The organism is Mycobacterium sp. IS-836 (genome assembly GCF_001954275.1).
Classification (GTDB): Bacteria; Actinomycetota; Actinomycetes; order Mycobacteriales; family Mycobacteriaceae; genus Mycobacterium.
The window spans coordinates 1-20,809 of sequence record NZ_MBEU01000085.1 but is presented as its reverse complement, the minus strand read 5'-3'; the positions used below and the strand labels follow the sequence as shown (position 1 = coordinate 20,809).

At 68.2% G+C, this 20,809-nt stretch carries 20 protein-coding genes and 2 pseudogenes; 3 read left to right on the top strand and 19 right to left on the bottom strand.

What is annotated here, in order from left to right; translation table 11 throughout:
- Nucleotides 1-63 precede the first annotated feature (63 nt).
- The 15 genes and pseudogenes from clpC1 to A5747_RS22560 form a co-directional block, all read right to left on the bottom strand.
- Nucleotides 64-2,598, bottom strand: coding sequence for an ATP-dependent protease ATP-binding subunit ClpC (gene clpC1, locus A5747_RS22630; protein ID WP_076128495.1), 2,535 nt, complete (start codon nt 2,596-2,598; stop codon nt 64-66).
- A 299-nt stretch (nt 2,599-2,897) separates the two neighbouring features.
- Nucleotides 2,898-3,236, bottom strand: coding sequence for a histone-like nucleoid-structuring protein Lsr2 (gene lsr2, locus A5747_RS22625; protein WP_076064105.1), 339 nt, complete (start codon nt 3,234-3,236; stop codon nt 2,898-2,900).
- A 118-nt stretch (nt 3,237-3,354) separates the two neighbouring features.
- A complete protein-coding gene (gene lysS / locus A5747_RS22620; protein ID WP_076128493.1) occupies nt 3,355-4,851 on the bottom strand; it encodes a lysine--tRNA ligase in 1,497 nt (498 codons plus the stop codon).
- Between the two features lie 97 nt (nt 4,852-4,948).
- Nucleotides 4,949-5,773 carry a type III pantothenate kinase gene (locus tag A5747_RS22615; protein ID WP_076128490.1) on the bottom strand — a complete coding sequence of 275 codons (825 nt, stop codon included), beginning with the start codon at nt 5,771-5,773 and terminating at the stop codon, nt 4,949-4,951.
- Between the two features lie 2 nt (nt 5,774-5,775).
- Complete coding sequence (panD, locus tag A5747_RS22610; protein ID WP_076064099.1) at nt 5,776-6,195, bottom strand: aspartate 1-decarboxylase; 420 nt, start codon at nt 6,193-6,195, stop codon at nt 5,776-5,778.
- Nucleotides 6,195-7,115, bottom strand: coding sequence for a pantoate--beta-alanine ligase (gene panC / locus A5747_RS22605; RefSeq protein WP_142245700.1), 921 nt, complete (start codon nt 7,113-7,115; stop codon nt 6,195-6,197). Before panC ends, panD begins: the two co-directional genes overlap by 1 nt.
- A gap of 5 nt (nt 7,116-7,120) precedes the next feature.
- A complete protein-coding gene (locus A5747_RS22600; protein WP_076128486.1) occupies nt 7,121-8,029 on the bottom strand; it encodes a Rossmann-like and DUF2520 domain-containing protein in 909 nt (302 codons plus the stop codon).
- 113 nt (nt 8,030-8,142) lie between these two features.
- Complete coding sequence (locus A5747_RS22595) at nt 8,143-9,513, bottom strand: DUF6779 domain-containing protein (RefSeq protein WP_076128484.1); 1,371 nt, start codon at nt 9,511-9,513, stop codon at nt 8,143-8,145.
- Nucleotides 9,514-9,597: 84 nt separating this feature from the next.
- Nucleotides 9,598-10,074, bottom strand: coding sequence for a DUF3180 domain-containing protein (locus A5747_RS22590; RefSeq protein ID WP_076128482.1), 477 nt, complete (start codon nt 10,072-10,074; stop codon nt 9,598-9,600).
- Complete coding sequence (gene folK, locus A5747_RS22585; protein ID WP_076128479.1) at nt 10,074-10,610, bottom strand: 2-amino-4-hydroxy-6-hydroxymethyldihydropteridine diphosphokinase; 537 nt, start codon at nt 10,608-10,610, stop codon at nt 10,074-10,076. Before folK ends, A5747_RS22590 begins: the two co-directional genes overlap by 1 nt.
- Complete coding sequence (gene folB, locus A5747_RS22580; RefSeq protein ID WP_369805179.1) at nt 10,607-10,957, bottom strand: dihydroneopterin aldolase; 351 nt, start codon at nt 10,955-10,957, stop codon at nt 10,607-10,609. The genes folK and folB overlap by 4 nt, the downstream gene beginning before the upstream one ends.
- Nucleotides 10,958-10,981: 24 nt before the next feature.
- Nucleotides 10,982-11,822: pseudogene (gene folP / locus A5747_RS22575) on the bottom strand (dihydropteroate synthase); the annotation flags it as partial.
- On the bottom strand, nt 11,819-12,439 hold the full coding sequence (gene folE / locus A5747_RS22570; RefSeq protein ID WP_076128475.1) for a GTP cyclohydrolase I FolE: 621 nt from the start codon (nt 12,437-12,439) through the stop codon (nt 11,819-11,821). The gene folE and the pseudogene folP, both read right to left, overlap by 4 nt.
- A 15-nt stretch (nt 12,440-12,454) precedes the next feature.
- A complete protein-coding gene (gene ftsH, locus A5747_RS22565) occupies nt 12,455-14,794 on the bottom strand; it encodes an ATP-dependent zinc metalloprotease FtsH (RefSeq protein WP_076128472.1) in 2,340 nt (779 codons plus the stop codon).
- A 176-nt stretch (nt 14,795-14,970) separates the two neighbouring features.
- The gene (locus A5747_RS22560; protein WP_076128470.1) at nt 14,971-15,387 is read right to left on the bottom strand and encodes a VOC family protein; all 417 of its coding nucleotides are present in this window, start codon (nt 15,385-15,387) and stop codon (nt 14,971-14,973) included.
- A 91-nt stretch (nt 15,388-15,478) separates the two neighbouring features.
- Between A5747_RS22560 and A5747_RS22555 the strand changes: the two genes are divergently transcribed.
- From A5747_RS22555 to A5747_RS22545, 3 genes are read left to right on the top strand one after another with little or no spacing between them, the layout of a single operon-like run.
- Nucleotides 15,479-16,447, top strand: a complete 969-nt coding sequence (locus A5747_RS22555) for an alpha/beta fold hydrolase (protein ID WP_142245696.1) — start codon at nt 15,479-15,481, stop codon at nt 16,445-16,447.
- Complete coding sequence (locus tag A5747_RS22550; protein WP_076128466.1) at nt 16,444-17,637, top strand: LLM class flavin-dependent oxidoreductase; 1,194 nt, start codon at nt 16,444-16,446, stop codon at nt 17,635-17,637. The genes A5747_RS22555 and A5747_RS22550 overlap by 4 nt, the downstream gene beginning before the upstream one ends.
- Entirely contained in the window at nt 17,637-18,653 is a 1,017-nt protein-coding gene (locus A5747_RS22545; protein ID WP_076128464.1) for a zinc-binding dehydrogenase, read from the top strand. Before A5747_RS22550 ends, A5747_RS22545 begins: the two co-directional genes overlap by 1 nt.
- Here the strand turns inward: A5747_RS22545 and A5747_RS22540 are convergent.
- The 4 genes and pseudogenes from A5747_RS22540 to A5747_RS25150 all read right to left on the bottom strand — a co-directional run.
- Complete coding sequence (locus A5747_RS22540) at nt 18,650-18,934, bottom strand: WXG100 family type VII secretion target (protein ID WP_076064078.1); 285 nt, start codon at nt 18,932-18,934, stop codon at nt 18,650-18,652. The two genes, A5747_RS22545 and A5747_RS22540, sit on opposite strands and share 4 nt — an antisense overlap.
- Nucleotides 18,935-18,965: 31 nt before the next feature.
- On the bottom strand, nt 18,966-19,262 hold the full coding sequence (locus tag A5747_RS22535; RefSeq protein WP_076128462.1) for a WXG100 family type VII secretion target: 297 nt from the start codon (nt 19,260-19,262) through the stop codon (nt 18,966-18,968).
- 77 nt (nt 19,263-19,339) lie between these two features.
- Nucleotides 19,340-20,428, bottom strand: coding sequence for a PPE family protein (locus A5747_RS22530; protein ID WP_083700598.1), 1,089 nt, complete (start codon nt 20,426-20,428; stop codon nt 19,340-19,342).
- Between the two features lie 47 nt (nt 20,429-20,475).
- Nucleotides 20,476-20,809 (bottom strand): annotated as a pseudogene (locus tag A5747_RS25150) (hypothetical protein); the annotation flags it as partial.

Sequence of the window (20,809 nt, the reverse complement as noted above, 5' to 3'; positions counted from 1 at the left end):
GGCCCCTTACATGCGAAACGGGTGGCTAGTCCGGTTGAGACTAACCACCCGTTTGCGCTGTGGCTACGGCGTGTCGGGCGCGGCGTGCGCTCCGGCTTTCTGCAGCTCCGGCTCGGGCGGCGGCTTGCGGGTTCCGGTGAACGTGAACTTCGCGTCCTCGCCCGCGCTTTCGCCGTCCCAGTTGTCCACGTCGATGGTGACGATCTGTCCGGGCCCGACCTCCTCGAAGAGGATCTTCTCGGACAGCTGGTCCTCGATCTCGCGCTGGATGGTGCGCCGCAGCGGGCGAGCACCCAGCACCGGGTCGAAGCCGCGCTTGGCCAGCAACGCCTTGGCCTTGTCGGTCAGCTCCATCGCCATGTCCTTGCTCTTGAGCTGCGCGGCGACCCGGCCGATCATCAAGTCGACCATCCGGATGATCTCCTCGCGGGTCAGCTGGTGGAAGACGATGATGTCGTCGATGCGGTTGAGGAACTCCGGCCGGAAGTGCTTCTTCAGCTCGTCGTTGACCTTCTGCTTCATCCGCTCGTAGTCGTTCTCGCCACCGCCCTGGGTGAAGCCCAGGCCGACCGGCTTGGAGATGTCGGAGGTGCCGAGGTTGGACGTGAAGATCAGCACGGTGTTCTTGAAGTCCACCGTGCGGCCCTGGCCGTCGGTGAGCCGGCCGTCCTCGAGGACCTGCAGCAGGCTGTTGTAGATCTCCTGGTGCGCCTTCTCGATCTCGTCGAACAGCACCACGGAGAACGGCTTGCGCCGCACCTTCTCGGTGAGCTGGCCGCCCTCTTCGTAGCCGACGTACCCCGGCGGCGCGCCGAAGAGCCGCGACGCGGTGAAGCGGTCGTGGAACTCGCCCATGTCGATCTGGATGAGCGCGTCGTCGTCGCCGAACAGGAAGTTGGCCAGCGCCTTGGACAGCTCGGTCTTACCGACACCTGACGGGCCGGCGAAGATGAACGAACCCGACGGGCGCTTGGGGTCTTTCAGCCCGGCGCGAGTGCGGCGGATGGCCTTCGACACCGCCTTGACGGCGTCCTCCTGGCCGATGATCCGCTTGTGGATCTCGTCCTCCATGCGCAGCAGCCGAGTGGTCTCGGCCTCGGTGAGCTTGAACACCGGGATGCCGGTCCAGTTGCCCAGCACCTCGGCGATCTGCTCGTCGTCGACCTCGGCAACCACGTCGAGATCGCCTGAGCGCCATTGCTTTTCGCGTTCGGCACGCTGGGCCACCAACGTCTTCTCGCGGTCGCGCAGGCTGGCCGCCTTCTCGAAGTCCTGGGCGTCGATCGCCGATTCCTTCTCGCGGCGGGCCTCAGCGATCTTCTCGTCGAACTCGCGCAGGTCCGGCGGCGCGGTCATCCGGCGGATCCGCATCCGCGCGCCCGCCTCGTCGATCAGGTCGATCGCCTTGTCCGGCAGGAACCGGTCGTTGATGTAACGGTCGGCCAGGGTGGCGGCGGCCACCATCGCCGAATCGGTGATCGACACCCGGTGGTGTGCCTCGTAGCGGTCGCGCAGACCCTTGAGGATCTCGATGGTGTGCTCCACCGTCGGCTCGCCCACCTGCACCGGCTGGAAGCGGCGCTCCAGCGCGGCGTCCTTCTCGATGTACTTGCGGTACTCGTCGAGCGTGGTTGCGCCGATCGTCTGCAGCTCGCCGCGGGCCAGCTTGGGCTTGAGGATCGACGCGGCGTCGATCGCGCCCTCGGCGGCACCGGCGCCCACCAGGGTGTGCAGCTCGTCGATGAACAGGATGATGTCGCCGCGGGTATTGATCTCCTTGAGGACCTTCTTCAGGCGTTCCTCGAAGTCACCGCGGTAGCGCGAGCCGGCGACCAGCGATCCCAGGTCCAATGTGTAGAGCTGCTTGTCCTTCAGCGTCTCGGGAACCTCGCCGTGCACGATGGCCTGCGCCAGGCCCTCGACGACGGCGGTCTTGCCGACGCCGGGCTCGCCGATCAGCACCGGGTTGTTCTTGGTGCGCCGGGATAGCACCTGCATCACCCGCTCGATTTCCTTCTCGCGGCCGATGACGGGGTCGAGCTTGCCCTCCATCGCGGCGGCCGTCAGGTTGCGGCCGAACTGGTCGAGGACCAGCGAGGTGGACGGGCTGCCGGATTCGCCACCGCGGCCACCGGTTCCGGCTTCGGCCGCCTCCTTGCCCTGGTAGCCGGAGAGCAGCTGGATCACCTGCTGGCGCACCCGGGTCAGCTCGGCGCCGAGCTTGACCAGCACCTGGGCGGCAACACCCTCGCCCTCACGAATCAGGCCCAGCAAAATGTGCTCGGTGCCGATGTAGTTGTGGCCGAGCTGCAGCGCCTCGCGCAAGCTGAGCTCGAGAACCTTCTTGGCGCGCGGGGTGAACGGGATGTGTCCGGACGGCGCCTGCTGGCCCTGGCCGATGATCTCCTCGACCTGGCTGCGGACGCCCTCGAGCGAGATGCCCAGCGATTCCAGCGACTTCGCTGCGACGCCTTCGCCTTCGTGAATCAAACCCAGCAGGATGTGCTCGGTGCCGATGTAGTTGTGGTTGAGCATCCGGGCCTCTTCTTGCGCCAGGACGACGACCCTGCGGGCACGGTCGGTAAATCTTTCGAACATCGGGTTACCTGCTCTCCCTCAACGTCGGTACAGCCTCAGTTCCGGCCAGTGGGAGCCGGACTCGCGTACCTGCCATCCACTGTAATGGTCGGCCTGCCAGGGTTCCTAACCTTGCGGTTCCCCGCGGTTCGGGGCTCGCGCGGCCTTTACCTGCGATCTCCCCGCCGCCGACACAGCGGTAACTGAGGAAACGCGGCAAACCGCCAAATCGTTTCCGCAAACCCCGCGCGATCGTTTCGCCACCAGCGAAAGAACCGGCGCCCGGCGGTTGCGGCCGGGCGCCGGTTAAGACTGCGTTTCTAGGTTGCCGCGTGGAAGGCATCGATGACGTCGGCGGGGATACGCCCCCGCGTGGACACGTTGTGCCCGTTGCGACGGGCCCACTCGCGGATCGCCGCGCTCTGCTCACGGTCGATCGCGCCACGGCCGCGGCCGGAACCCGAACGGCCGCGACGGCGCCCGCCCACGCGGCGGCCCGCCGCTACCCACTGCTTCAGATCACTGCGAAGTTTTGCCGCATTCTTGGAAGAAAGGTCAATCTCATACGTCACCCCATCGAGCCCGAATTCGACTGTTTCGTCGGCCGCGCCCGCACCGTCGAAATCATCGACCAAGGTGACGGTCACTTTCTTCGCCATCAGATTACCCTCGCATTTCATCTTGAGCAGTTGCTGAGCAGATTGGATAGACTCCCCGCATCAATCTGCCATAGGAACGCAGCATACTCAATCTGGATGCATGACGCACAGTTGAACTTCAGTGCGGACGAACAATCGGGAACAAAACTGTCTCCCTAATTGACAGTCCGGTCAAACACATCAACAACCGATCGATACCCATTCCGGTTCCGGTGCACGGCGGCATCCCGTACTCCAGTGCGGCCAGAAAGTCTTCGTCGAGCGCCATGGCCTCGTCGTCGCCCGCGGCCGCGGAGCGGGCTTGCTCGGCGAACCTCTCGCGCTGCACGATCGGGTCGGTCAATTCGGAATAGCCGGTGGCAAGTTCGACCCCGTGCACATAGAGGTCCCACTTCTCGGTGACGCCCGGGATACTTCGGTGCTGACGCGTCAAAGGTGTTGTCTCGACTGGGAAATCCTTGACGAAGGTGGGGGCGGTGAGTGCGTTGCCCACCGTGTGCTCCCATAGTTCCTCGACGAGCTTGCCGTGGCCGTAGCCGCGGTTGTCGGGAATCTCGACGCCGAGCCGGCCGGCGATGGCGCGCAGTTGATCCACGGTCGTCTCGGGTGTGATCTCTTCACCTAGTGCCGCCGACAGCGACGGATACATTTGTATCGACGCCCATTCTCCGTCTATGTCGTAGACGCTGCCGTCCGGCAACGGTAGTTGTCTGGTGCCGATCGCCTCGTCGGCTACCTCTTGAATAAGCTCGCGGGTGACCACTGCCGAATCGTCATACGTTCCGTAGGTCTGATACGTCTCCAACATGGAGAATTCCGGAGAATGCGTGGAATCGGCCCCTTCGTTTCGGAACACGCGATTTAGCTCGAAAACCCGGTCGAATCCACCGACGATGCAGCGCTTGAGGAACAGTTCCGGCGCGATCCGCAGGTACAGATCGATGTCAAGAGCATTGGAATGTGTGATGAACGGCCGCGCCGCCGCGCCGCCCGCCAGTGTCTGCAACATAGGCGTTTCGACTTCGAGAAACCCACGCCGTTCCAATGCGCCGCGTATCGCGCGGACGACGGCGATCCGCTGGCGGGCGACCGAGCGTGCCTGCGGGCGGACGATCAGGTCGACGTAGCGCTGCCGCACCCGCGCCTCTTCGCTCATCTCCTTGTGCGCGACGGGCAGCGGCCGCAACGACTTGGCCGCCATCCGCCAGGAGTCGGCCAGCACCGACAATTCGCCGCGCCGTGAGCTGATCACGTTGCCATGCACGTAGACGAGGTCGCCGAGGTCGACGTCGGCCTTCCACGCGTCCAGCGCTTCGCGGCCGACCTTGTCCAGGCTGATCATCACCTGCAGGCTGGCGCCGTCGCCGTCCTGGAGTGTCGCAAAACACAATTTTCCGGAGTTGCGCGCGAAGATGACCCGGCCGGCGACGCCGACGATGTCGTCGGTCGCGGTGTCGGTCGGCAGATCGGGGTGATCGGCGCGCACCTGCGCCAGGGTGTGGGTGCGCTCTATCGCGACCGGGTAGGGCTCGCGACCCTCCGCCAATAGGCGAGCGCGCTTGTCCCGGCGGATCCGGAACTGCTCGGGAAGGTCTGCTGCGTCGGCAGAGTTCACGACGTGCCAGCTTAAATGACGGGGCTTCGAGTGTGCGCTGACGGCGTCTTGTGTGCGCCTCGGGCGCCGTGAGGCCACACTCAGCGCGAGAGAAAAGTCAGCGTGCGGTCTTCAGGCGGCCGCGCTGGGCGTCGCGGTTGCGCTCGAAGACCAGTCGCAGGCCGTGCAGGGTCAGGTGCGCGTCGTAGTGGTTGACGGTGTGCAGCTGGGGCAGCAGCAGCGGCGCGGTGTGCCCGGTCGCCACCACGACGACGTCGTCGCCGAGGTCCTCGGAAAAGCCGTCGACGTCCGCGCGGATCCGCGTGACCAGGCCGTCGACCAATCCGGCGAAGCCGAACACGGCACCGGCCTGCATGCATTCCACGGTGTTCTTGCCGACCACCGACCGGGGCTCGGTCAGCTCGACCCGGCGCAGTGCGGCCGAGCGGGCCGCGGCAGCATCCGACGAGACCTGAACCCCGGGGGCGATGGCCCCGCCGAGGAACTCGCCCTTGGCCGACACCACGTCCACGCAGATCGACGAGCCGAAGTCGACGACGATCGCGGCCCGGCCGAACTTGTGAAAGGCCGCCAGGCAGTTGACGATTCGGTCGGCGCCGACTTCTTTGGGATTGTCGACCAGCAGCGGGATCCCGGTGCGTACCCCCGGCTCGATCAGCACGTGCGGCACCGACGGCCAGTACTGGTCGAGCATGATCCGCACCTCGTGCAGCACCGACGGGACGGTGGACAGGGCGACGGCGCCGGTGAGCCGCTCCGAATCTTCACCGATCAGCCCGTCGATGGTCAGCGCCAATTCGTCCGCGGTGACCTCGGATTCGGTGCGAATACGCCATTGCTGCACGACTTTTGCGTGCTCCTTGGAGCCCGACAGCAGCCCGACAACGGTGTGGGTATTGCGGACGTCGATCGCCAGCAGCACGGCTACCGTGCGCCCATCCGCGGATCGAGTAGCTCGGCCGCGTCGTCGGGCACGAAGGCCGGATCGTGGCCGAGGTCGATCGGCTTGTTGTCGGCGTCGACGAAGACGATCCGCGGCCGGTAGGCGCGCGCCTCGGCGTCCGTCATGGTGCCGTAGGCGATCAGAATCACCAGATCGCCGGGGTGAACCAGATGGGCTGCGGCGCCGTTGATTCCGATCACCCCGGAGCCCCGCTCGCCGGTGATGGCGTAGGTGACCAACCGCGCGCCGTTGTCGATGTCGACGATGGTCACCTGTTCGCCCTCGAGCAGGTCCGCGGCATCCATCAAGTCGGCGTCGATGGTCACCGAGCCGACGTAGTGCAGGTCGGCCTGCGTGACCGTGGCGCGGTGGATCTTCGATTTCAGCATCGTCCGAAACATCAGTTCCTCCAATGTGATTGGGCGAGTTCGTCCGGCCCGTCGGTGCCGGCGAGATTTCCAACTTCGATCGCAATGTTGTCCAGCAGTCTGGTGCCGCCCAGCCGGGCGGCGATCAGCAGGCGCCCGGGCCTGCCGACCTGCGGCGGGCCCAGCTCGGCGTCACGCAGCTCCAGGTAGTCGACCTCGATGGCGGGCACGGCGTCGAGCACCGAGCGCGCGGCGTCCAGCGCGGCCCGGGCGCCGACGGGCGCGGCGTGCGCGGCGGCCACCAATGCCGCCGAAAGCGTGCCGGCCAGTTCGCGCTGCGCCGGATCGAGGTAGCGGTTGCGCGACGACATAGCCAGCCCGTCGCCTTCCCGCACCGTCGGTACCCCGACCACCGCGACGTCGAGGTTCAAGTCGGCCACCATCTGCCGGATCAGGACCAGCTGCTGGTAATCCTTCTCGCCGAAGAACACCCGGTCGGGACGCACGATCTGCAGCAGCTTGCACACGACGGTCAGCACGCCGGCGAAATGCGTTGGCCGCGAGCCGCCCTCGAGTTCGGCGGCCAGTGGACCCGGCTGCACGCTGGTGCGCAGGCCGTCGGGATACATCGCCGCGGCGGTCGGCGCGAACACGATCTCGACGCCTTCGCCGCGCAACATCGCCAGGTCCTCGTCCAGCGTCCGGGGATACGCGTCGAGATCTTCGCCGGCGCCGAACTGCAGCGGATTGACGAAGATCGAAACGACCACCACCGAGCCGGGCACCCGCCTGGCTGCGCGCACCAGGGCCAGGTGCCCGTCGTGCAGCGCGCCCATGGTGGGCACCAGCATCACCCGCCGGCCGGTGTGGCGCAGCGCGCGGCTGACCTCCGTGACGTCGCGCGGCGTCGAATACAGGTTGAGCTCGCCCGCCGTGAACGCGGTCGGCGCCATCGGGTTCATCGCGCCAGCACCTCGACGACATCGGCGGGGGCGTGGGCGCGCTGGGCGGTCCGCAGAGCATTCACCCGATAGGCGTTGGCCAGCGCGGGGTCCACCCGCTCCAGCGCGGCCAGATGCTGGGCGACGGCGGCCGCATCCCCGCGCGCTACCGGCCCGGTGAGCGCGGCCTGGCCGCGTTGCAGGGTGTTCTCCAGCGCGGCCCGCGCCAGCGGCCCGACGATGCGTTCGGCGATGCCGCCCGGCTGGTCGTCGACGGTTTGTTGCCCGAGCAGTTCGCTGCCGCGCAGCGCGGCCCGCAGGGCGTCGATCGCGTCGGCGAGCACCGCCACGATGTGGTTTCCGGCATGGGCCAGCGCGGCGTGGTACAGGACGCGGTCGTCTTCGCGGACACAGAACGGCTCGCCGCCCATCTCCAGGACCAGGGATTGGCCGATCGCGTACCCGACGTCGTCGGCCGCGGTGATCCCGAAGCAGGTGTCGGGCAGCCTGCTGATGTCCTCGTCGGATCCGGTGAAGGTCATCGCCGGGTGGATGGCCAGCGGTATGCAGTCGGGCGCCAGCGGCGCGAGGATGCCGACGCCGTTGGCGCCGGACGTGTGCGCCACGATCGTGCCGGGCCGCAGCGCCGACGTCGCGGCCAGGCCGGACACCAGGCCGGCGAGTTCGCTGTCGGGAACCGCCAACAACAGCAGCTCGGCACCGGCCGCCACGTCCGGCGGCGAGAGCACGGGGGTATCGGGCAGCCGGCGCTGCGCCCGCTGCCGCGATGCGTGGGAAATGGCGCTGCACGCGACGACGACGTGGTCAGCGCGCTCCAGCGCGACGCCCAGCGCGGTGCCCACCCGGCCGGCCGAGATGATGCCGACCTTGAGCCTGGCCGGGCGCAAACCGTCGAACTGCACCATCGCAGACGACCTCACTGATTTATTCGTTCGTTCCAGTCCCAACTGGGTACCGGACGGTCACTAAGACTGTAGTCGATTGGGTGGGCCGTCCCCAATGTGACGATGCCCTCAGCTCAGCCTTCCCGGCGGCGCCGACGGCCCCCGCCGGACGGCTCCACCTGCAGCCTCGCCAGCAGGTCGGCGACGGAGTGGCCACCCGACGGCGGGGCCTCGCCCGCGCCCTGCCGCGCTTCGGCCGATGGGTCGGCTCCCCCGTGCCGAGGCGCATTCGCGGCCGGTGGTGGCGGTGCCATTTGTGGTGGCGGCGGCCCAACCGGCGGCGGCATAGGCGGCGTAGCGGCGGCGGGAGGGGGTGGCGGCGGAGCGGCCGGCGGCTCGTTCGTCGCCGCAAAGATCCCGAAGTCGCGGTACTCCGCCGAATGCCGGGAGGCCCGGCGACCGGCCTCGCCGTACGGCCAGGAAGGTTCGTGTTCGACGCGCGCGCCGTCCACGGGCTCGTCCGGGTGGGAGTGCCGGGCGCGGCGGCGCCCCGCGTCGGCCGGGGCCGGGGAATCGTCACCGGCCCAGTGGCTGCCCCGCGCGCCCGGCGGCAGCCAGAGCCCGTCCGCGGCGACCGGCTGCCAATCCTGCGGCTGGGGCTGCGGTTCCGGTTGGGGCGGCGGTGGCGGCGGCGTGTACGGCGGCGGTGGGGCCGGTTGTGGCGGCGGCCGGTGAAACTGCTCGAATCGCTGCTCGGGCTCCGGAGGCGGGGCCATGTACGGGGGCTCCTGCGAGACCAGGTAGGGAGCCTCGGGCGGGACGTCGTAGTGGCTCCGGGAGGCCTCCCGCGCCGGCGGCGCCTGGCGGGGCGGCAGCAGCGGCTCCTCGGGCACGTCGATGATCGCCTCTTCGTCGGCGCGCCGGTCGGTGCGCCCGAGCGGGTTGTCCTGGCGGGCCGACGTCACGCGATCGCTGGACACCCAATCGGCGCTCTCACCGTTTCGCTCCCAGTCGCTGTAGGTGCGTGCGCGCGGCGCCTCCGTCTCGAGCGTCTCCAGCGCCGGGCGGTCCTGAAGGTCGGTGTCGAACAGGATCTCCAGGCTGGTCCGCAACGCGGCCAGCTCCGCACGCAGCGCGGCGACATCGTCGGCGGCCTGGGCGCGCAGCTCGGACGCCAGCTCGCGGCGCAGCTGGGACTCCACGGTCAGCTCGTATTCGCGGCGGGCCGAGATCTCCCGGTCCAGCTGCAGGTCATAGACGAGCTTGAGGTCACGCACGCGGGATTGATCAGCATCGCTTTGCCGGCGGTAGAGCACCGACACGAACGCGCCGGCGACTGCGGCCCACAGCGCCAGGATTACAGCGAGCTTGAGGAGTTCCACCCGATTGGTGAAAACCAGTGCGGAACTGGCCCCCATTGCGAGGACCAGCAACGCGGTCAAGAGCACCCACCCCGGCCTGCGACCGCCGCGCCGGACCCGGGCGCCGCGGGACAGAACGGTCATGGCCTGAGAGTACCTGTGCGAGGTCAATCCGCGTGTCGCACCGGTCCGGCGTGCCGCTGGCCCTACGCCGACCCCGGCGCGGCTTTAGCTTTCCGCGCCCTCGCCGTGCTCGGTCGGATCCTGCGGGGATTTACAGCAATGCTGCAGCCACAGCGCGGCAACCACGAGCGCCAGCGCGCTGACCGCCGCGACCACCGTGCCGGTGGTGTCCTCGGCGGCGACCCGCAGCCATGACCGCCGCGGCAGGAAGTACACCAGCACGCCGACCCACCAACCCAGGACGAGCGCGCCGACCCAGGCCGACGCCTTGGCGACCATCACGCTGCGCGCGACGGCAAGCGGATGCAGCCATCCCGGCCCGTCGCCGATTTCGCCCTCGTTGATTTTGGCCCGCACGTGGCGCGCCCACAGCGCCTCGCCGATGGCGACCGCGAGCAGCGACAGCCCGGTCCAGATCGTGATGGGCGGGAACCACCGGTAGAGCTGGATGACCAGGAGATAACCCACCACCGCAGCTCCCACCACCGCGGCCGTCAGGTCACGTTTCCTGGTCGGGCCCATCAGCGCCGCGACTCCCGGTTGGCGGAGGACGTCAGCGTCAGCCCGGACAACCGGACACCCTCGCGGTCGGCCGGCTCCAGCTCGGCCAGCAGGCGGGCGACCGGTCGAACGCCCCCGGCGACGGTCAGCTGGGCATCCGGGTCGATGGCCAGCCACGGCACCATCACGAAAGCGCGCAGGTGCGCCAGGGGATGCGGCAGCGTCAGGTTGGGCTCCCGGGCGATCACCTCGGTGTCGTCGTAGCAGGCGATCAGGTCGACGTCGAGGGTGCGCGGTCCCCAGCGTTCGCCGCGAACCCGGCCCGCCGCGCGCTCGAAGTCCTGAGCACGCCGCAGCCACCCCTGCCCGTCGCACCCGGGGTCGTCGGCTATCACCACCGCGTTGAGGAAGGGCGCCTGTTCCACGCCGCCCCAGGGGTCGGTCTCGTACACCGGGGAGACCGCGAGCACCGCATCGCCGAGCCCGTCGACGACCGACCGTAACCGCGCCAGCCGGTCACCGAGATTGGAGCCGATGGACAGCACGACCCGCGTCATAGCGCCCCGCCCGCAGGGACCACCGAGCCGCGGCCGCCGCGCCGCGACCGCCGGACCACCACCGCGACGTCGTCGAACCGCTGCGGGATCGGCGCCTGCGGCTTGTGCACCACCACCTCGACGGCGTGCACGCGTTCGTCCTCCATCACCTTCCCGGCGATCTCGCCCCCGACGGTTTCGATGAGGTTGCGCGGCGGCCCGGCGACGACGTCGGCCGCGAGCTTGGCCAGCGCGGCGTAGTCGTAGGTGTCGGCCAGCTCGTCGCTGGTCGCGGCGTCGGCCAGGTCGATCCACACCGTGATGTCGACGACGAACTCCTGGCCGTTGGCGCGCTCGTGTTCCAACACTCCGTGCCGCCCGCGAACCGCCAAGCCGCGCAACTCTATTCGATCAGCCATGCGTCCACGCCCCGACGACTTTGAGCGCGTCGACGGACGCACGCACGTCGTGCACCCGCACACCCCACGCCCCGTGCAGGGCGGCCAGTGCGGAAATCACGGCGGTCGCCGTCTCGCGCCCGTCGGGCGGTCGCGGCGACCCGTCGGGACCGGCCAGCAGCGTGCCGAGGAAGCGCTTGCGCGAGGCACCCAGGAGCACCGGCACGCCCGTGGCGACCAACTGCGGCAGGGCGTGCAGCAGCGCCCAATTGTGTTGTCCCGTCTTGGCAAATCCCAGCCCGGGGTCGATCACGAGCTTTGCCGGATCCACGCCCGCGGCGACGGCGGCGTCAACGCTGGCGAGCAATTCGGAGCGCACCTCGGCCACCACGTCGTCGTAGTGCGGGGCCTCGTGCGGCCGCTCGGAGGACACCGAGCGCCAGTGCATCAGCACCCAGGTCACGCCGGCCTCGGCCACGAGCGGCGCCATCGCAGGGTCGGCCCGCCCGCCGGACACGTCGTTGACGATCCGCGCGCCGCTCTGCAGCGCCGCCCGCGCGACGTCGGCGTGCATGGTGTCGATGCTCACGGTAATGCCCTGTGCCGCAAGCTCTTTGACGACGGGAACGACGCGCGAGGCCTCGATCCGAGAGTCGATGCGGGCGGCGCCGGGCCTGGTCGACTCCCCGCCGATGTCGATGATTCCCGCGCCTTCGGCGACCATTGCGAGTCCGTGCGCGACGGCGCTATCCGCATCGAGGTAGCGCCCGCCGTCCGAGAATGAATCGTCAGTGACGTTCAGAACTCCCATGACCTGCACAGGCGCCCGACTCACTTACGCAGGATGAGGTCGAGCGCTTCCGCTCGAGAAGCGGCGTTGGTTTTGAACAGGCCGCGCACCGCCGACGTCGTGGTGACGGCGCCGGGCTTGCGGACACCGCGCATCGCCATGCACAGGTGCTCGGCCTCGACGACGACGATGACCCCGGAGGGGTCGAGTTGCCGGACCAAAGCGTCGGCGATCTGGCTGGTGAGGCGCTCCTGCACCTGCGGCCGTTTGGCGTATAGGTCGACCATGCGCGCGATCTTCGACAGGCCGGTCACCCGGCCGTCCTTGCCGGGGATGTAGCCGACGTGTGCCACACCGTGGAACGACACCAGGTGGTGCTCGCAGGTGGAGTACATCGGGATTTCTTTGACGATCACCAGCTCGTCGTGCTCTTCGTCGAACATCGTGTTGAGCACGCTGTCGGGGTCGGTGTATAGGCCGGCGAACATCTCCCGGTAGGCCCGGGCGACGCGGGCCGGGGTCTCCCGCAAGCCATCCCGCCCGGGGTCCTCGCCGATCGCGAACAGCAACTCACGGATGGCGGCCTCGGCACGTGACTGGTCGAACTTCCGCACGCGGCCCGCCGCGTGACGGGAACCCGGCCCCAGATCCGGCAACGCCATCGACTCCTCCGTTCGTCAGCCGTGCGCCGGCGGGTTGGACCGGCTCACATCCTCATCCGGCTGGTCGGGGGATTTCTGTGTATCCGGGGTGGGTTGACCAGGCGGCGGATAGGGCGGGTAGGGCGGATAAGACTGGTGTCCCTGGCCCGGGTAGCTCGGTGCCGGCTGCGGCCAATAGGGCTGCTGGGGCGGCGCGGGCGGATACCAATGGCCCTGCGGTTGCTGCGGCGGCCAGCCCGGCGCGTGCCAGCCGGCCGGGGCGCCGTAGTCGGGCCGCGTGGGACCGTGGGCCGCGCCCTGGCGTTCGCCTTGACCGTGAGAACCGTTGGGGCCGTGGGTATTTCGGTCTGCCTCGGCGCGCGCGGCCTCGGCGGCCTGGCTGGCGGCCGCTATGGCCGCCTTGAAGGCCGGCTCGGCGACCGGCGGGGGCCAGGGCTCGCCGCGCTCGATGGCCAGTTCGCCCGGCGTCTTGATCGGCGGCTTGTCCGACGGGATCCGGCCGCCGAAATCGTCGAACATGGTGAGCCGGGGCCGCTTTTCGACGCCGGCGAAGATCCCCTCCAGCTCGGCGCGGTGCAGGGTTTCCTTTTCCAGCAGCTCGCCGGCCAAGGTGTCGAGGATGTCGCGGTATTCGGTGAGAATCTCCCACGCTTCGGTGTGTGCGGCCTCGATCAGCTTGCGCACCTCGTCGTCGATGTCGCGGGCGACCTCGTGTGAGTAGTCGGCCTGTGTGCCCATGGTGCGGCCCAGGAATGGGTCGCCGTGTTCGGTGCCGTACTTGACCGCACCGAGCTTCGAACTCATGCCGAATTCGGTGACCATCGCGCGGGCGACCTTGGTGGCCTGCTCGATGTCCGACACCGCGCCGGTCGTCGGCTCGCGGAACACCAACTCCTCGGCGGCGCGCCCGCCCATCGCGAACACCAACTGCGCGATCATCTCCGAGCGGGTCCGCAGGCCCTTGTCTTCCTCCGGCACCGCCACCGCGTGCCCGCCGGTGCGCCCGCGGGCCAGGATGGTCACCTTGTAGACGGGGTCGATGTCGGGCATCGCCCAGGCCGCCAGCGTGTGCCCACCCTCGTGGTAGGCGGTGATCTTCTTCTCCTGCTCGCTGATGATCCGGCCCTTGCGGCGTGGCCCGCCGATGACCCGGTCCACCGCCTCCTCCAGGGCGGGGCCGGTGATGACGGTGCCGTTCTCGCGGGCGGTCAGCAGCGCCGCCTCGTTGATCACGTTGGCCAGGTCGGCGCCGGTCATGCCGACGGTGCGCTTGGCGAGGCCGTCCAGGTCCGCGTCAGGGGCGATCGGCTTGCCCTTGGAATGCACCCGCAGGACGGCGCGGCGGCCGGCCAGGTCGGGGTTGGTCACCGGGATCTGCCGGTCGAAGCGGCCGGGCCGCAGTAAGGCCGGGTCGAGGATGTCGGGCCGGTTGGTGGCCGCGATCAGGATGACGCCGGCGCGGTCGCCGAAACCGTCCATCTCGACCAGCAACTGGTTCAGCGTCTGCTCGCGCTCGTCGTGGCCACCGCCGAGACCGGCGCCGCGCTGGCGGCCCACCGCGTCGATCTCGTCGACGAAGATGATGCACGGGCTGTTCTGCTTGGCCTGCTCGAAGAGGTCGCGCACCCGCGATGCGCCGACGCCGACGAACATCTCGACGAAGTCCGAGCCGGAGATCGTGAAGAACGGCACCCCGGCCTCACCGGCGACGGCGCGGGCCAGCAGCGTCTTTCCGGTCCCCGGCGGGCCATACAGCAACACACCCTTGGGGATCTTGGCACCCAGCGCCTGATACCTGCTGGGGTTCTGCAGGAAGTCCTTGATCTCGTAGAGCTCCTCGACCGCCTCGTCGACGCCCGCGACGTCGGCGAAGGTGGTCTTGGGCATGTCCTTGGAGAGCTGCTTGGCGCGCGATTTGCCGAAGCCGAAGCCCATCCGGGCGCCGCCCTGCATGCGCGAGAACATCACGAACAGGCCCACCAGCAACAGCAGCGGCAGCACGTAGACGAGCAGCTCGCCCAGGATGCTGCCTTCGTTGACGACGGTGCTGATCTTCGCGTTCTTGGCGTTGAGCGCGTTGAACAGGTCGACGGCGTACCCGCTGGGGTACTTGGTGATGACCTTGTCCGAATTCTCGGTGTCGTTGGTGCCCTTCTTCAGGGTCAACCGCAATTGCTGCTCACGGTCATCGATCTGCGCGCTCTTGACGTTGTCGCCGTTGATCTGTGCCATCGCCACCGAGGTGTCGACGGGCTTGTAGCCGCGGGTGTCGTCGCTGAAATAGAAGAACGACCAGCCGAGCAGCACCACGACGGCGATCGCCGTCACGGTGCGAATCACGTTTTTCCGGTTCATCAATCATCGGCCGTTGCGGCCAAGTCCTTCCCTATCCACACGCAGCTGGAAAAGTCCAGGCTACCGCTATACCAACGACTGGCTGTTCCCGATGGGCAGCCGATGGGCGGCCCGGCGTGCGGCTGGCCGCACGCTCGTTGCCCAGTGTGCGGCTGGCCGCACGTTCGGCGGAGCGCCTACTCGTAATAGCGGGCCTCGATGACATTGCCGTCGGGATCGCGGAAGTAGTAGCCCTGCGGCGCCCAACCTCGGGCCCCATAGGTGCGCTTCAGCCGCGCACTGGTGTCCACGCCCTCGGCCTGCAAACGACGGTCCAGCGCGTCGTATTCGGACTTCGACAGCGCCAGGCAGACGTGATTGACCGGATGGCCCGCGCTCCCCTCGACCTTCGTGAGGGATTCGGTCGCGCCGGCGCTGCCGATCGGCGAGAGGTCGATGATCGAGTCCTCGCTGACCCGCACACTGGGGAACGGGGCTTCACCGGCCTCGAACTCGGCGAACCGTACGGGCGCGAGCCCGACCACCCGCGTGTAGAAGTCCATCGATGCGCGCGCATCCTTCGTCCACAAGACGACATGGTCCAGCCGCTTCACGCCGAGTCACCTTTCGTTCAGATGTCCTGCCGCGATATCTACCACGATGTCAGGCCTTCTCAGCCCACCGGCGTTGTGATTTGGTGAAACGATGCCCTTATCAACCGAACGGTTAGTAGACACCAATGGTGTGCAGTTGCGGGTCGTCGAAGCCGGGGACCGCGGCGCGCCGACGGTGGTCCTGGCGCATGGCTTTCCCGAACTGGCGTACTCATGGCGGCACCAGATTCCGGCCCTCGCCGAGGCGGGCTACCACGTGCTGGCGCCCGATCAGCGCGGGTACGGCGGGTCGTCGGCCCCGGATGCGATCGAGGCCTACAACATTCACGAGTTGACCGCCGACATCGTCGGGCTGCTCGATGACGTCGGCGCCGAGCGCGCCGTCTGGGTCGGTCACGACTGGGGCGCCCCCGTGGCGTGGCATGCGCCGCTGCTGCACCCCGACCGGGTCTCGGCGGTAGTGGGGTTGAGCGTCCCGCCGCTGCCGCGCTCGCACGTGGCGCCGACCAAGGCGTGGCGCAAGCTATTCGGCGAAAACTTCTTCTACATCCTGTATTTCCAGGAACCGGGCGTCGCCGACGCCGAACTCAACGCAGACCCCGCCAGGGTGATTCGACGGATGATGGGCGGCCTGCGGACATCCGGTGGCCAGGACGCCCTGGTGCGGATGGCTACCCCCGGCCCGGCAGGCTTCATCGATCGCCTTCCCGAGCCCGACGGGCTGCCGGACTGGATAAGCCAGGACGAGCTCGACCGCTACATCGAAGAGTTCTCCCGCACGGGATTCACCGGCGGGCTGAACTGGTATCGCAATTTCGACCGCAACTGGGAGACCACCCCCGAACTCGACGGCGCGAAAATCTCGGTTCCGTGTTTGTTCATCGGCGGGTCGGCCGATCCCGTGCTGTCCTTCACCCGCGCCGACCGCGCTTCGCAGGTGGTTTCCGGGCCGTACCGTCAGGTGATGCTCGACGGTGCGGGACACTGGCTGCAACAAGAGCGACCCGACGAGGTCAATGCGGCACTGCTGGACTTCCTCAACGGATTGGAGCTGCGATGACCGCCCCCCTGCGCTTCGGCGTCTTTATCACACCATTTCATCCGATCGGCCAATCCCCAACGGTGGCATTGGAATACGACATGGAGCGTGTCGTCGCGCTCGACCGCCTGGGCTTCGACGAAGCGTGGTTCGGCGAGCACCACTCCGGCGGTTACGAGCTGATCGCGTGTCCGGAGGTGTTCATCGCGGCCGCCGCGGAGCGGACCAAGCACATCCGGCTGGGCACCGGTGTGGTCTCGCTGCCGTACCACCATCCGCTCATGGTGGCCGATCGCTGGGTGCTGCTGGACCACCTGACCCGCGGCCGGGTCATGTTCGGTACCGGTCCGGGCGCGCTGCCGTCGGACGCCTACATGATGGGGATCGACCCGATCGAGCAGCGCCGGATGATGCAGGAATCACTCGAGGCGATCCTCGCCCTGTTTCGCGCCGCGCCCGACGAGCGAATCGACCGCCACTCCGACTGGTTCACGCTGCGCGACGCCCAGCTGCATATCCGTCCCTACACCTGGCCGTATCCGGAAATCGCCACGGCCGCAATGATTTCGCCCTCCGGGCCGCGGCTGGCGGGCGCCCTGGGCACGTCGCTGCTGTCACTGTCGATGTCGGTGCCCGGCGGCTACGCCGCCCTGGAAAACACCTGGGACGTGGTGCGCGAACAGGCCGACAAAGTCGGCCGCGACGAGCCTGATCGAGCCGATTGGCGAGTGCTGAGCATCATGCACATCGCGGACAGCCGCGACCAGGCAATCGAGGACTGCACCTACGGGCTGCAGGACTTCGCCAACTACTTCGGCGCCGCCGGGTTCGTTCCGCTGGCCAACACCGTCGACGGCGCGCAGACACCACACGAATTTGTCGAAGACTATGCGGCCAAAGGCAATTGCTGCATCGGCACGCCCGACGACGCAATCGCGCACATCGAAGATCTGCTCGAACGCTCGGGCGGCTTCGGGACGCTGCTCATGCTCGGCCATGACTGGGCATCACCCGAAGCGACGTACCACTGTTATGACCTGATGGCCCGCAAGGTGATTCCCCATTTCAAGGGACAGCTGCAGGCCTCGCGGTCGTCTCACGACTGGGCGAAGGGACACCGCGACCAGTTGATTGGCCGCGCCGGTGAGGCCGTGGTGAAGGCCATCACCGAGCATGTCGACGAGCACAAGTTGGAAAGCGAGAAGAGCTGATGCGCGCCTCGGTATTGCGGGACGGCCGGATGGTCTACCGCGACGACGTCCCCGACCCGGTCCCCGAATCCGGCCAGGTACTGGTCGCGGTCCGATCGTGCGGAATCTGCGGTTCTGACCTACATTTCGCGGCGCACGGGTCCGAGGTGATGGCGCTTACCGACCGGATGGGCGGCGACGCCGCGGGCGGGATGAGCCTCGACCTGAGTCGCGATATCTTCATGGGTCACGAGTTCAGCGCCGAGGTACTCGAAGCCGGACCGGACACCGAAACGCATCCCCCGGGAACGCTGATCACCTCGCTTCCCGTGTTGCTGTCCAGCAAGGGCGTCGAGCCCATCGTGTACAGCAACACGACGGTCGGCGGCTACGCCGAACGGATGCTGCTATCGGCGCCGCTGCTGATGCCGATTCCCAACGGCCTCGATTTCAAGCACGCCGCGCTGACCGAACCCATGGCGGTGGGCCTGCACGCGGTCAACAAGTCGAACATCGCGCCAGGGGAGACCGCCCTGGTGCTCGGTTGCGGTCCGATCGGCATCGCGATCATCGCGTCACTTCGCGCCCGTGGCGTGGAAACCATTGCGGCATCGGACTTTTCACCGAAACGCCGGGAGCTGGCCACTGCGATGGGCGCGCATCGGACGCTGGACCCGGCCCAGGGCTCGCCCTTCGACAGCGTCAAACCCGCAGTGGTGTTCGAGGCGGTCGGGGTGCCCGGAATCATCGACGACGTGCTGTTGCGGGCGCGTCCGGGCACCCGGTTGGTCGTCGCCGGGGTGTGTATGCAGCCCGACACCGTGCATCCCTTCTTCGCGATCGCCAAAGAGATCAACGTGCAGTTCGTCCTCGCCTACAGCCCGGATGAATTCGCCGATTCGCTGCGCGCGCTCGCCGAGGGCGACATCGACGTCACCCCGCTGATCACCGGCGAGGTAGGCCTGGACGGGGTCGGCGCGGCCTTCGATGACCTCGCCGACCCCGAGCGGCACTGCAAGATTCTCGTGACTCCCTAGGCCCAGCTGGATCCCACCGCGCTGTCGGTGTTGGCCATGTTGCTGCCCGCGGACTGGACCTTTTGCCCGTGGGCGTTGGCCTGCTCGTAGATCACCTGGAAGTTGCGGCCCAAGTCGGTGATGAACTGCTGGCAGGCCATCGAGCCGGCGCCGCCCCAAAAGTCGCCGGCGGCAAGCACATCGCGAACGATGGCCTGGTGCTCGGCTTCCAGCGATGCGGCCTGCGCCCGGATGAGGGCACCATGGGCGTCGACGTCGCCGAATTGATAGTTGATCGTCATCGTAAAAGTCTCCTGTTGTTCGTTCGGTTGGTTAGCTGCCCAGGATCTGCTGGGAGGCCTGCTCTTGCTGCTCGTAGTTGCCGGCATCGCGAACCAGTCCGTCGCTGACTCCGTGCAGCATGTTCACGATGTTTCGGAACGCTTGATTCATCTGGCCCATCGTGTCCAGCGAGGTGGCCTCGGCGGTCCCGCTCCAGCCCGCGCCGGAGATGTTCTGCGACGACGCCCACATCTTGCGGGCCTCGTCCTCCACGGTTTGCGCGTGCACCTCGAAGCGGCCCGCCATGTCCCGCATCAGCTGCGGATCGGTCATGAATCGTGTGGTCATTGATGATCTCCTTGAAATGAGTTGTCGTGTGTGGTGAGTGGTCAGTGATAAGATGAAAGCTCTTGTCCCCCTTTCCGTTAACCGACGAGGCTCGTGCGCGGTAGGACGACTACGCGCGGCGCCTCGACGGCGCCGGATCCGCGAATCTCCATGCCCCCGACGGTGCTCGCGGGGATGCCCCGGGCCATCATCGGCGCACCCGCGGGTGCGCCGGCAGCCGGCGCGACATCCGGTGTGGCCGCGGCCGAGACCGCCTGTCCCGCTGGGTTCCATCCCGGCGGGACCGACAGGCCGCCGACCGAAGTGGCCTGGCCCAGCGCGGCCGACGGCATCAACCGTGCCGGCATCTCCGGAACGCGGGTGGGAGCCAGCGCAGGAGACAACCGTTCGGGCATCACCGGTCGAGGGCCGACCAATGGTTCCCGCGCCGCCATGCCCAGACCCAGGGCGGCGGGCTGTTCCATCCCGGTCAGCCCCGAGGTGCCGGTGCCCCCGCCCTGCCCGAGGACGCCGCTGAGCACGTCGCCGAAACTTCCGACGCCGGATTCGACGGGGCCGGCCAGTGTCGATGCGGATGTCAACGCGCCGTTGGCCGCTTGGGTGGTCATCCCCTGGACGGCGCCGGCGGCCGCTCCGGCCGGACTGGTGGTGGCCGGGGCCGGCGCCATCGGTGTGAGCATGGACGCCGCGGTCGAGGCGCCCGCATAGGCGTACATCGCGGCCGCGTCCTGGGCCCACATCTCGGCGTACTGCGCCTCGGTCGCCGCGATCGCGGCGGCGTTGATGCCCATGAAATTGGTCGCGATCAGGGTCATCAGCAGGGCCCGGTTGGCGGCGATCATCGGCGGGGGCACGGTGGCCGCAAAAGCCGCCTCGTGTGCGGCCGCGGCCGCGGCCGCTTGCATACCCGCCTGCTCGGCCTGCGCCGCGGTGCTCTGCATCCACGCCAGGTAGGGCGCGGCGGCGGCGGCCATCGATGCCGCAGACGGACCCTGCCACGCCGCGTCGGCCAGTTCGAGGACCACCGACCCATAGCCCGTCGCCGCCATGCGCAGCTCGGCGGCCAGACCCTCCCAGGCCGCGGCGGCCGCCAGCATCGGCGCCGATCCCGGGCCCGCATACATCAGCCCGGAGTTAATTTCCGGAGGTAACGCACCGAAATCCATTGATATATCCCTTTCTTCGATTCGTTTGTTCTCGTATGACAGCCGCGCTACTTGGCCGGCACCTTGTAAGACGGCGCCTTGTAGACGGGCGCCGCGGGCTCCTGGTACGCAGGCAACGGGTGCTTGTACACGGGCAGCGGATCCTTGTACTCGGGCACCGCGGGGTCCTTGTACACAGGAGCGGCGGGGTCCTTGTATGCGGGCAGCGCTTCCGTGTGCTCGGCGCCCGTAGCCGGTGCGGCCGGTTGAGCGTCGACGGGCGTCGCGGACGCGCCCGTGGCCGGTGCGGCCGGTTGAGCGTCGGCGGGCGTCGCGGACGCGCCCGTGGCCGGTGCGGCCGGTTGAGCGTCGGCGGGCGTCGCGGACGCGCCCGTGGCCGGT